A 13,764-nucleotide genomic window follows, 5' to 3' on the forward strand; every position below is an offset into this window, starting at 1 on the left:
GATGACCTAACATCACTTATTTAGCCTTTGTATTTTGACATATACTGATGTATCAAATTATCAGTACTACTTTATATATAGGAGAGTTAAATAACTTTAATTATGTATTTAAGAACTATTTTTTGATTTTTAGTTATATGAGTTTTTGAGGTTGAATCATTTATCAGGTACAGTCATGAGTGCTCTATTTACACACATATAAATAGAGCGCTCATGATAAGTGTTTATCAAATTTTAATATTAACTAAGATAAATACATATCTCTATAATGATAGACTATTCTTTCCTGTATCCATAAGCCATATAGCTATACTCTGATACCTTATTAATATCACCACTGGATATGACTTTTAATGGTGTATTATCAGAATCAACAAAATACGTATTCGTAACATCTATTCCTATACCTGATATGTTTTTGCTCAGGATTCTATTATCCATTGAAGAGGTCTTAGTTTTCACATTTCCTTGCTTTTGAGATATAAGTGACTGTCCAGAATAAATATATTCTATCGAAGGTTGCTCGGGAATAGATTGACTTGCTAATCGACCTTGAGCATCGTAAGTGTACTGTGAAAGAAGAATGCCATTTTCATCGTAGACAGCTTTCATCTCACCGTATTCATTGAATGAATATCTGTAACCTTTTTCATCTTTAACTAATCGACCAAAAATGTCATAAGAATCTGAAAAAACGTGGTTAGTATAACTTGGATGTGTATGGTGTACCGTCATTAACCTTGTAGGATAGTCATGATCGTAGCCAAAATTGGCGATATCTTTAGAATCATCGCTAAATATGGTTTCTAATGACGATACGTTACCAAACGAATCATATGAAAACGTCTGATTTTTAATAAAATTCCCAAATTGGTCTTTGGGCAAACGTTCTCCTGTTGCGTTATATTTTATAAGCTGAGAGAACTCGTTGTATATGTAACTTTCAGTTGAAGACTTACCGTTTAATTCTATCGTTTTTGAGCTGATTTTTCCATCTGCACCAAAATTGATTGCTTCAATCAACCTTTCGGTACCTTGTACCGTTCTTGTCACCACTTGTTCAGGAAACTGGCTATAATCGATATTAATGTCAATGTTGCTCTCACCCCTAACCTCGATCTCGGTCACTCTAGAAAAATTATCATAATTTTTGTAAGCGATCCTATTTAAGGAATCATGTTTCATTAAGATACGTTTTCTATCATCATACTGTATAGACTCAAAGTTATGCTCATTTGAAGAAGAAGCAAGTGGAAGTCCTGTTAGAGTATAATCGTAGACATTGGCATTTAAACTAGTGAGTTCTTCAGTAACTAATCCATCAAAGCGATATTTATAGCGAATTTCATTATTGGTGTCTGTGCGTATCGAATAATTAATTAGCCCTGTCTTAGTATCCAAAACTTTTCTTTGCATACCATGTTGTGTACAAGCATGCAAGTGCTGATTAAAAGTCGTATTTAATTCCTGACCATTGGCAAGAACTATCTTATGATGATATTTTTCACCATTATTGTAAATATAGCTTGTTCGATTACTATCGACCATTTCTGTAAGTAACCGACCATACCCATCATATTCTCGCGTCCCCATAACGTAACCATTAACGGATATAGATTTTACAAACTCAGTATTTACATGAAGAGGTGAATATTCTGTCTCAGTGATGATAGTATGCTGTAAATTTTTACTATATTTTTTTTCTTTAACTACTCGATCAAGAGTATCATAATCATATTCTTTTATAACACCTAAATCAGACACCTTTTTATATATAAGGTCAAAACCATTATAATAAGAAATCTCACCTATATTGACTTTATTGTTATTACCATCGAAATGTTCAACTTTAATTGACCTTGTAAAAGAATCGGTGGTCTCAACTTTGTACGCTAAACCTTCAATGCCCGATTTTACAACTTGATTAATTGGATCGAATGAGTCAAATTGTGTCTGCCCATCAGGCGTAGTAATTGTGCTTACCTCTCCCCACTCGTCATATTGATATTGGGTAACTAAGACCCAAGCTTTATGTTGAATAGGTGTCGTACCTAATGGACTCAAGCTTGTATCAAATGCCGTTTCTGATATTTTCTGGCCCATTTGATTGTAGACATTACTTAAAGATAAAAAGTTATCTATTATCCCTGGTATCGTTAACCAAACTTTTACAACGTTTCCAAAAGGATCAAATTCACTCTTTTTAATATTACCAAGTTGATCAATCATAGTGATAGTATTTTTGCTATGATCATAGATATATTCATTTTGAAATGAATTTTCTGTTCCTTCCGCTGTAACTTCTTTACCAATTCTTCCATCAAAATTATAATAAAATTTAACTTCTAGCCCTTGATCATCACGACTTAAAATTTTATTTGTAATAGAATCAAAAATGGTATTATTTACCATCGTATCATTTAGTTTACTTGGGTAATTATTGAACTCATTAACCTGTAAAGTGTTGTCATTTTTATTTATTGTATAAGAATATGAATCAATAAAATCATAGTCATTATATCTCAATATTTTTGATTCTATGCGACCAAAGTTAGTTTTATCAGAATAATATTTATATTTTAATGTCGTGTTAGCATAGATATTTCTATCTTCAAAGATGGCAACTGAGTAGGGCGAAGTCTCACTGATTTTCGTATACTTTCGTTCAGAAACTATACGTGACTTATTGTTCGCAACGTCAGTCAAAGTTTGTGATTTAAGGAAATAAATAAAATCATATTTAGGGCAATTACTATTACCATTAAAGATGGTGTCGTAATATTCGTAGGAGATTTTTATGTTGCTACTTTCATTATACTCCCAAATAATGTTGCCATAATCGTCATAATCATAGCTCACTGACTCACTACGTTGAGAACCCGATTTAAAATATGTTACATCATGGCGACTTAGAAGTTTAAATTTATTTAACTGGCCAGAAACATCATAGTTTTCATTAGAAAAGTAAGTCATACTTTCTATTTTTTTACAGTTACCACACTCTCTTATTACTTCAACAAGATTATGAAACTTATCATATTTACTATTTGTTATGGTTGCAATGTTTAAATGATTAAATTCTATTTTTCGGACTTTATAAAAGTAAGGGCTTCTTATTCTATAAAGTGTGTCACTATAATTATTATAAGGTATATTGGCACCTAACCCATATACATTAGGGCCTCGATAGCCTTCAATTAAAAAATCATACTCTATTTTTCTAATCGTCGTGTTTGACTTTTTTATAGTATGTTCTGTAACAACTGGTAGTTGTGAGTATTGATTACCTGGAGGAAGATATAAATATTGACCGTAAACTAAATCATGGGTTGATTCATCAGGTAGTTGTACTTGTTTAATTATTCTTATTCCGCTTCTGCGATCTAATTCTGTAAATATATAATACTTATTCACCAACGTTAAGCTGCCTGATGATGGATAAGGTAACGTTATTGTATATGTTCCTCTCTCAAAGCTAGCGCAGATAAAGTATCTTTCAGAAAAGAATGACATTTCTCTTAAATTTACGCCTAGTCTTTGGCTACTAAAATACTCTATATTTTCATCATCTTTAATATGAGATAATTCGCCCATATTATTCCAGAAAAAATTTAACCCTAATCCTAGTGAATTTTCTTTTCTCGTTAAGACGGCAAGTGTACCTTGATTGTTTCTCGTAAAATACTCTGAATCACCAGTAGAATATATAACATGAAATAATGATGGAGATTCGTGCACTATCTTGAAATCTTTTAAACACGGCTCGATGGGTTTGGAGTTTCTCACATCTAATTTTACAGAAATGCCTTTTGAGCTTGTAAATATATTATTAATTAGGTCAATCGAAGGTAGCCCTAATGCTACACCGGGCCCAAATCCTTGGTCGTATGTTGATGTCGGGTCAATGTGTACATTGATATCTAATAGCGGACCTCGAAGCTGGTTGGCGTTTATATTTGCTATTTCAATAGAAAAGTTAAATATTCCTGTTCGTTCATTAACATTTCCAGAAGAAAATCCGTTATAATTACTTGCGTATGTAAAAACCTGGTCCTTCATATCTCGCACCTAATAAAAATTACTATATTTTAAATTAATGAATGTTATGTTAAGCTAATGAGGAATATATTCCAGTTCGTATGGTGTTGCTGAGCTTAATTACACTATTTGAACTTGATGCTATTTGTCCTAAATTTTGAGGGCGAGCGACTTTATCGGAGATATTCTTTTTTTCAAGCACGCCGATAATATTAGCTTTTGACGTCATAGAATTATTCACTAAAGAATTTATAGTTGCCTCGTTCACAGTGATGGTGTTAGTAGTAGAGTTTGATATTTTAGCCGCTTGCCAAGTTCCAAATAGAGAAGGCTTATGCCCTTCAACCGATTTTTTAAAATCTCCTTCAGCAACCCCATCACGTTCTAATAAGTCTAAAGTAGTACCTACTGAAAATAGGATACCTCCTCCTATATCAAGTGTTAACCCTAATCTATTTGTAAATTTGGACAGAGTCTTTGTCGTTCTTGCTATATTTACACTCTTGGCATTAGTCCCGATTTTAAGCATGGACGTTGTTTTGAAATTACTGGCTTTAAAAGCGAATTTTGTTCCATTTACTGCAGAAGAAACCATGCCAACCACACTAGAAACAACCGAAGCAGCTCCAAATGCAATGGAAGCCCAACCTAAATTTTCTGCAATTTCTGGTTTAGTATCTGCAATTACCGTCGATGCAATTCCCAATGCTCCACTTATAACACCAGTTATACCACCAATTATAGAAGCACCTATTGCGATAGACGTGCCTCCAGTAAAAGGGGCAAGAACCGCAGAAGCAACACCTATGATGACAGACAGAATACCGAAGATCAGACTCCTTATGTTAAAATGCCCAGTAGGGTCATATAAATTGACTGGATCGCCCAAAGCGTAGGTATAAGAATTCACGCCTCCTTTCCCAAAAGGACTTAGTGAATCCTGTGAGTGAAAACGCATTAAGTTAGTATTATAGCTTCGATAACCATTACCAAGTTGATAACAACCTGATGCTGGATCGAGCAATCCTCCTTTAAATCCACTAAATTCATGAGTGAAAATAATAAGCTCTTTAATTAGGTCTTGGCTAATTGGGGCAGAGAGGGTTCGAGTAGAAATTAATGAATTGCCTGTCACAAATGCGACTGAAATACTAGTGCTTAAAAAAGTTCTTCGACTCATACCTTCTGAATTTATGTCATCAGAAATAATTTCTTTCGATTTTTTCATTACAATTGTCCTTAAAGCACAGAGAAAATGAGGTCAAATTATAAGACCTCATATGTAAGTCTGTATCAGTAAATCGGAGTTACCTTTATAGTTGAATGGTCAAGCTGGATGAATTCTCTTTGTGGGCTTCTTGTATAATCATTTTCTTTTATATATTCAGCTTCCAGTCTAAATCTATTTCCATAATTATCTTCCATGCTAACGTTTAATCGTGGATCTACAGAGCTGCCAGCCCAACCTCCGTCTGGTCCCCATAGTACAAACAAATAATTATCATTAGTAAGAGCAAACTTTGCTCCCAAAACTGTATATTTACCATCTCTATTTTTATTAGCAGCAATGTCATAGTATTGTGCTTCTACGAATCGGTTACCTATCCGACTGCTGTAATGAGGGAATACCTTGGCATTACCAAATAATCCAGTTGTTTTATACCAATCCCATCCGGGGGCTACATTACACCAACCATCTGCAGGTTCATTAATAACATTGTCCCAAGTACAACCTAATGCTAGCCAATGAGTTTGTTTGCCATCTATCGGTTGTAAAATATGATTTGGCCTTACACTGCTAAACTGTGTTTCGTATAACATGATATGTCTCACATCATCACTTGCACTGTCGTAGCGTAGACTATTACAATTTTCAACTGTGTAGCAAAGGGTATGTTCTTGTATTGTTTCTGTACGAAGCACATTGGTCTCTAACGAACCCTCCTCAACGTAGCTTGCATATGCCCCTGGTATAACTCTAATAGTCCGAAAATTATTGGCACTGTTCTCCATACAATTAGTACCAGGATATCCTGATATAGGGGTGCCTCTTTCATCTTTCCTTTCTGGATTAGGGAAAATACAAAGATTAATAGTACCAATATAGTCCCTTACATCTTCGCCTTTGTAAGAGAGATATACGGTCGTTTCATAGCTGGTCTGGTTTTCTAAAGAATATGGTTGATTGGTTTGTTCTTCTTCACCACTGTATGGCGATTCAAGATTCATTTGATAGTTAAAATCACGAACTTGTGTTGTAGTAAAGTTCGGATACAGTAATGAGAGACTTTGAGGGAAAGTTTCACCAAACTCTGCAAGTTTTAAATAATAACGCTCTTCTGCAGGCGTGAGTTCTATATATTTACGAGTATTCTGGTTTCCATTGGGTTCATATAAATATGCTTTGTATTTTATCTTTATTGGTTTTTGCATTCTACCATTATTATATAGTTCAGGGCCTACTGATTGTGTATCAATAGAAAACCTTTCAAAAGTTATATCTCTTATTTCATCAGCTGTGGCAGTTTTTTGAAGTGTAATTAATAAACTCACTGTTATTAGTGAGAGTTTTAGAATCTTCATGTTAATGTCCCTTTTAGGTCTGATACTTATACCTGAATATAATCCTTTGGATTGTAGACAGTGATTAAACTTACAAGATTTAATAAAAATCAATTAAGTTTTAGTGTGAAAGTTTTTCATCAAAGCTCAATCCTTCATTATGTTAGGTTTGCCTGATTCAATATTCAACCAAAAAATATTTACTGTTAATTCGACTTTTCTAGCTAATCTTGTGACATTTTTAACAAAAAAAAGAAGATGTAGTTATAGATTTTTAAGTAATTATTACGGGTTTTGTTTTATATTTTTTAGTATTCAGTTTTTATTTTTTTCATTTAAATTCAGTATTTTATTTTAACTTTCTTGTTTTTAATGGTTATTGTATTGTTTTTTGTGTTTTAATTCTCATTTTTTAATTAAAGATTTTATAATTCTTAATTTAGCTTTGATGCTGATTTTAATGAAAATTTTTCTTTGTTGATGGAAATGACTTTTTTTTAATTAATAATTACGAATTTAAAATAGTTGATTAATAACCTATCATAAAATAAGAATAAAATTTTTAAAAAATTTGACTCTTGACTTGTTTTACAGGGTTATTTGCATGTTCTTTCTAAATTTTTGCGATATTAGCACCTTCATTATTAATAGATTCTTATATTTTAGAATTTACTCAATAAAAATCTTCTTCATGACTTTTATCCATAGAACTAACAACTGAATAGAATTTGACTTTATCCTGCCGAGTTCATCCCAGAAACCACTAGGTAAATAAACTCCTTGCATAGATGGGTAAAATAACTATAGTATATTTATTCAATCATATTGACAAATTAACATTCGATGTTTGCTCAAGTATTATGAGTTTTTATTTCATCAGTGCACTTAGTTTTGTCCTTATAATTCTAGTATTATAAATAAACTTATATTTGAAAAATCATGAAAAAAAGAAAAATTTTAATCGCAGGTATCCTTTTAACTATGCCAACTATAGTGATGTCCACATTAGTTGACGATTTTGAACGTGACTTGTTAGGCAGGTGGCAAGCAGAGTGCTTCGCTGTATATAACACTTTTAATAATGATCTCGTTAATTTTAATACAACTACTGTTACGGTTTCTCCAACATTAGATGTTACCACTGAAGTGAAAGTGTACGCTGCTAATGATGATACATGTCAGGGAAGTCATCAAGATGTGACGTTATTGAAAAGATTCGAAGTGGTTGGAAGAGAGTATGCACAAAATAGTTTTTTTGTTTATACAGTAAATGTGCATACTCAAAATATCGATGGTGAAGGTGCTCGTTGGGAGTTCAGTCCAATAATATATACTTCTCTTTTTGTCGATAGTGAGCGCTTATACTATGCAAAACCTACTACAGGCCACTTAGGTAATAATGATGAAAGTCGTCATTTTTACCTAGATATGGCAGTGCCTTTTGAAAAAATTTCAACCAAATAGATTGATTGGAGTCAATCATCTTTAGTATATCGTTTCTTAATATAATCAGGTGATTTTTAAAACATGGCGGCTATTGGCCTTATCCAATTCCAGAAGTTTTAATATGTAATCTTTGACATTGGTGTATGTCTATTAGGGGAATCCTACATTTATTTTGTCACTTTTAATTATCCTCGATCATGCCGGGTTCACCACGGTAAATAATCCGATCGTTACCACGATGAACACCAAATGTGACGACTGAAGATGGATTCTCTTCTTCTAGCGTTAATTTATCCCAATCATATTTCAACCAAGGTAAGTCATTACCATTGGGGTCTAAATTAAGATGAAACATGACTTGTTCTCTTATTGGCTTTATTTGATTGGCGCTAAGTTGCAGACTTTTGCCATTAAGCATGATCCCCTCGCCAGATAGAAATGCGTTGCCTTCAGGAGAACTTGACCAAAGAGCTGTAACGGTATGTTTTTTCCCGTTGAACATGGTTGTATTGTCATCTGTGTTAGGAATAAATTGTTTTTGTTTCCACGTTTCCACCAGTAGTGGAACACGAATTTGACTTCCTTGGTGACCACTTACATCGGCGAAATTTAAGCGTCCAAATCTAATATCGGGTTGGCTTGCAAAGATGTGTTGGTTACTAAAAAAATTTATCTCATCAATGACATCTAGGTAAACTAAACCAATTTTACTTTTTTGGCTTTTCAAACCTGAATTGAAAGGGCCATCTGGATAATTACCATCGGTATGGTCTTTTTTGAAACATGCGCTATTTTCACATGTTGGGTTGAGATTTTCTTTTTTAATCATGAATGTACCGACACTTGCGCCTTGATTGTTGTTCCATACGATATTATTAGGGGCGGGTGGTATAAACCGATCAGCGTAGTCTCCTAATTCACCCAAGTAAAATTTTTCCCGTAGATTATTGTGGAAATAAGCATAATTGATGATATTTTCTTTTTGTGCGTTCAAAGCAACAATATTATAACAAATTTTATCAAATGGTTGATTCATATAAATAAAATTTTGTTGGTTAGGGTAGGTCCACCGAGCCGACATAGCTTTAAAGTACTTTGGATAAAAACGACCAATATCTCGATAGCCCTGATTTACGTACATCCCTAAATAGCGCCTATCCAAGTTAATTTTGACTTTCAGACTTCCTACTTCAGACCAATATAGATGTTTGAAGTGATATTCACTTTTTTTATGCTGGGTATGTGTTTTTCTTAATGAATCTAGGCTTTCAAGTAGCGTTTTAGTTTGGTTTGCGGTTCTGACTGGGGTAGTTTGTTCACTAGTCAATACAAGGTTAGTCATTGGCGCATCATCCAACATAAAGTTATGAGTAATGGGAATATCGCATAAGGAAGCGGTGTTTACTTCCTGTGTTAAGTGGCCGCCTTTTTGCCAAATAACCGGTTTTATGGACAGTGAAAATTGTTCACCAGCCGCAATGAAGCCAGCCCCACTAGTCGATGTACCTGACTCGAGAGGGTGGGAGTTGGGACAAATAGCTAAAGTCCATGGGCGTGATTTGACTTCAAAGTAACCTTCGATCTCAACTTGCCCATTTTCCGGGCACGCTTTAAATCCAGTGCATTTAAAAGTATCACTCATTTTTACGCCAAATAGACCGGACTCTTGGATTAGTAAGTTGTTGCTTGAAATGCCACTTTTAAACTCAGATGTATAAAAAAAATCTCCATCGTTACCATTGTATGGTTTAATTATTGAGTGCTTTATATTTGGCTTACCATTGTAATTTGTGGCAATGATGGCTTTATTATTGCTGGTGCAGGCTAGTAAACGTGTGTGAATATTTTGTTGTTTGCCTGCAATGACGTTTATAGAGTTGATGCCATGGTTAGAAGAGCTGGAGTAAGCTTCAAATTGATATGGAGTAAACATAAACTGGACTGTTTGTGTTTTAGTTGCATCAACATCAAGGCTGAAGGTTAAAGTGTAGCGTTCATCAAAATTAATATGTTCGATATCTTTAGGTACAACTTTAAGAGTTAAGCGCCCATCGTTTGTTGATATATAAGTATTAGGTGATAATTGTGATTTACCTTCTAGCATTTGTAGAGAGAATAACGAAGGATGAGAAAGAGAAATGTTTACTTGAGTGCTGACTGCTTGTCCTAAATTTGTCGTGATAATATTGAACTTCGGCAATGTCTCACCGCACATTAAGGTCATTTGATTTGAAGGAGTTACCATCAAGTCAAAATCTTTTTCTAAGGGAGGAATGATCTCGCATGATGGAGGAGCTTCAGTCAGTGGGCACATAGTCGATAATTGGTTACTATATCGACATTCAGGCTCTTGATAACCACAGAAATTTTGCGTAGTGATAACAGTCGGCTCGACGGAATCTATTTTACCGCATATAAGTACATTTTCAATTGATGGACGTAAGAATGACCTTACAGCTAAATGTGGTGAATAAACCCGAGAGGCTTTATCAATTGTCACTTTGTATGCATTAAGATTACTAGTGGTAATGTCTTTCCCATAAATTATCGTGTTAACTATATTGACATCACCAAATGACTTTAATGAACCAACAATATGGTTCTGATTACCTTCACTAAATATATAATGTCCAGTAGAGGTAATGTTTCCGCAAACATCGGTATCTTTTACACGAATACCGCCATTACTTTTTACATCTCCGTTGATGACACTACTTTTGGCATATAAAGATGCGCGCGAGGGAGCAGAAGTCGATGATCCAGTAAAAATGTCACCATCAACTTGAGCTTGGTTTAAGTCCAATTTATGAAATGCGTAGATATTACCCAGAATGTAATTTTCGTTACCTGTGATTTCTATACTGCCTCCATTGCTGCGAATGTCTCCCCAGACAGCAGTATTCTTCAACGAGAGGTCAGCATGCGATTCAATATCACCATATATTCGAGTAACGTTAACGGTATTATTAATCTTTAGTTCAGAGCCAGCCGTTTTGATATTGATGGGGTTTATATCACTACCAATTGTGTTGTTGCCATGTAGAGTGAAGTGTCCTGAGGATACGAGTGTCATTGCTTGATTGGAAGTTCGACTTATAACTCTAGCATTGAAAGGTAGGTCAATTTTACCAGAGCAAGAGTAAATATTGTTTCGTATAGTGAATGAACCATCGTGACAAATTTCATTAAGCTTTTCTAATTGACTTAAGTCATAAACATCTGCTCGACTAGAAAAAGATAATAGAAACAGTAAACCAAAAAAACACATCAAACGCATTTAACAATATATTCCAAATAAAACAACAAAATTAACAATTGTTGGATAGATAAGTTGTTATAATATACAGTCTATCATTCTGTTTGTGAATAAATTATAGCTATCAATGGAATTAATTTTTGATTGCTATATCCACTTCCCCAGAGCTTGATGAATGGTGGGCAACAGATGCCAGATAACTATTGGAAGTATATAAGCGTGAGTTTCTCCTGCTTATTGAATGAAGCGAGTCAATATACTTCTTCGCCGTCAAGGCTATGTTGTGCCGAGAAAAGAGTGTAGCTAGCAGCAAGCTCACTTTACAACTTGAATGGACCTTCATTAATCTGCTTGATAGTGGGTTTTAAAAAGGGATATGCCTGCTAACATAATTGCAAAATTTTAATACGGGTGACTTTTTGACTCACATAGAAAGCTTAGCACAAAAGAATGAAGTGAATCGCCCAATAGTCAATTAGGCGAGTAAATTATAGGTAATTAGTTTATATGTCCAGAAAAGCGGAAGCTTCTTGAACGTGAGTAACCGATATCTTTGTAAGTGCCTTCCATCGTATTATTTTCAGTAGAAAAGTAGTTAATATTAATTGCAGGGTTATTGCTGTAACCATTAATATCAACTTCAATTTTACCACCTTTCACGCTAGCGATACCTGATCCCGTTCTAATTACATTCCCATCATAAACTTGCATAAATTTCACATTGATACCCGAACCTTGATAGGATATTTGTTGAAATTCAAGTTTCCATTGAGGTGATAATGTCCATATTGTTCCAGCTAAGGTACTCAATGAATTGGAGTGAGTAAAGTTTTTGGCGATTTTAACTTGTCCATCCTCCGTTAGAAAAATGATTTCATCACGTCCATCACCATCTGTATCTCCGAGGGAAAATTGACGAACTTGCTCATGGTCAAGAATATTAGAAACTGAAAAGCTATCATTTGCGTGGACAGCACTTATGTTAAAAATATTAATGCTTAGAAATATGGTATAGGTATGTAGCTTCAAGATTTACCCTTATTTAAGATCTGTTTTATAAATAAGAACATTAAATGCGAGTTACTTCAAACTGAATTTTTGATATTTGTCTGGTATTACCAATAAATATGACTTAGGTTGGTTAAGTTTGCCTCATTAAAATTCATAAATAATTATAGATGAAATTAATTTTTTTAAATTTAAGCTTTAATATTATTTCTGTTTTTAAATTATTTACTATATTTGATTTTTATCACACTTCAAGCTTTAATGTTTATTTTTATATTGTTTTTCTTGAAATGCAAAGAGTAATAAAAGATATTCCACTTTGCAAATACAGGAGGAATATATGAATTATAAATCACTCGCAACATCATTATTAATTGTAGCATCAATACCAACATTTGGAACCACAATAAACATTAAACCAGATGTAAAAAGTCTTTTACCCGCAATGATACAGGAGCCTAATTTATATCAGGCTCCTAAGTTTGATTATTTTGATTTATCTGAAGACTACTTATTAAATAGAGCAGAAGCGACAGCAAGACTTCCTAATGTTTTAGATAGTATTCAAAGAGTTTGCATGGAAGTCATTCATGATCAAGACTTAGAGCAAGGTCCTAGGTCACAATCTGGATTATTAGTTTATTCTTATGTTAATTCACCGGATGGCAACAAAAAACATAATAGAACAGTAGGGTTTAGAAGCCAACTAGAAATCAACAATGAACACTGCTTTGATGAAGAACCTACACTTTATGAAAAGTGGAATGCAGACAAATATATAGCTTTTACGCCGTATACTTCGACGCTAACATTAATAGAGAGCGTTAATATCCGAATCGAAGGGAGGATCTCTATATCTCAAAATGCAAGTGAATTTGTGGCACAGTATTATGATTTTATTAGAAAAGTTGGTTTTGATCAGGCAGCTATTTTCTTTCATAGTGAAACAATTACAGACTTAAAAAACTTTATAATACTAGGAATAGAGGATAATAATGAAACAGTGGAGTTTCTTAAAGATGCTGCTTTGGGCAAGGATGTTACTATTTCAGATATAGAATTAATGGATGACATTGATTTTATGAACAAAATACTTTCTTTAATTCAGAGATTTCAAGGATCAAATAAAATACGCATAACGGATTCTAAAGTGATTAGTGAAATCGATTATCAAGATAAAAAACTTGTCACAGTTGAGAATGTAACCAATGATATTACAAGTTATGAAGTTGTTGTCCTTAAGGAAGATCAAGGTTATTGGAAGATTGACTTTAGAGAAAAGATAAAATCTATTTTCTGGCAATAAATATTATTATTACTTTATCTTCTAATAAACTACTTATAGTTAAATCAATGATAGATTAAGTAGAAATAATATCAAATTGTTAATAATTAATTCATTGTGCCTTGGTTTGTTTGTTTTTATTTATTTTTCTAAAAATAAAACCAAGGCA

Annotated in this window: 7 protein-coding genes; 2 read left to right on the forward strand and 5 right to left on the reverse strand. The window is 33.5% G+C overall.

From position 1 onward, the window contains the following. Positions 1-276: 276 nt before the first annotated feature. The 3 genes from VSA01S_RS05420 to VSA01S_RS05430 form a co-directional block, all read right to left on the reverse strand. On the reverse strand, positions 277-4,059 hold the full coding sequence (locus VSA01S_RS05420; protein WP_039983858.1) for an RHS repeat domain-containing protein: 3,783 nt from the start codon (positions 4,057-4,059) through the stop codon (positions 277-279). 49 nt (positions 4,060-4,108) lie between these two features. Continuing rightward, a complete protein-coding gene (locus VSA01S_RS05425) occupies positions 4,109-5,266 on the reverse strand; it encodes an RHS repeat-associated core domain-containing protein (RefSeq protein WP_050567507.1) in 1,158 nt (385 codons plus the stop codon). A gap of 65 nt (positions 5,267-5,331) precedes the next feature. Beyond that, a complete protein-coding gene (locus tag VSA01S_RS05430) occupies positions 5,332-6,621 on the reverse strand; it encodes a hypothetical protein (RefSeq protein ID WP_039983859.1) in 1,290 nt (429 codons plus the stop codon). A gap of 918 nt (positions 6,622-7,539) precedes the next feature. Here VSA01S_RS05430 and VSA01S_RS05435 point away from each other — a divergent pair. Further along, the gene (locus VSA01S_RS05435; RefSeq protein ID WP_039983837.1) at positions 7,540-8,064 is read left to right on the forward strand and encodes a hypothetical protein; all 525 of its coding nucleotides are present in this window, start codon (positions 7,540-7,542) and stop codon (positions 8,062-8,064) included. Positions 8,065-8,227: 163 nt separating this feature from the next. Here VSA01S_RS05435 and VSA01S_RS05440 read toward each other — a convergent pair whose 3' ends face one another. Together VSA01S_RS05440 and VSA01S_RS05445 are read right to left on the reverse strand one after the other, a co-directional pair. Next, complete coding sequence (locus VSA01S_RS05440) at positions 8,228-11,323, reverse strand: polymer-forming cytoskeletal protein (protein ID WP_103021967.1); 3,096 nt, start codon at positions 11,321-11,323, stop codon at positions 8,228-8,230. A gap of 477 nt (positions 11,324-11,800) precedes the next feature. Beyond that, the gene (locus VSA01S_RS05445) at positions 11,801-12,331 is read right to left on the reverse strand and encodes a hypothetical protein (protein WP_050567462.1); all 531 of its coding nucleotides are present in this window, start codon (positions 12,329-12,331) and stop codon (positions 11,801-11,803) included. Between the two features lie 319 nt (positions 12,332-12,650). On the opposite strand from VSA01S_RS05445, the gene VSA01S_RS05450 reads away from it, so the two are divergent. Beyond that, entirely contained in the window at positions 12,651-13,616 is a 966-nt protein-coding gene (locus tag VSA01S_RS05450; RefSeq protein WP_039983272.1) for a hypothetical protein, read from the forward strand. Positions 13,617-13,764: the final 148 nt, after the last annotated feature.

This window comes from Vibrio sagamiensis NBRC 104589 (assembly GCF_007990935.1).
Lineage (GTDB): Bacteria > Pseudomonadota > Gammaproteobacteria > Enterobacterales > Vibrionaceae > Vibrio > Vibrio sagamiensis.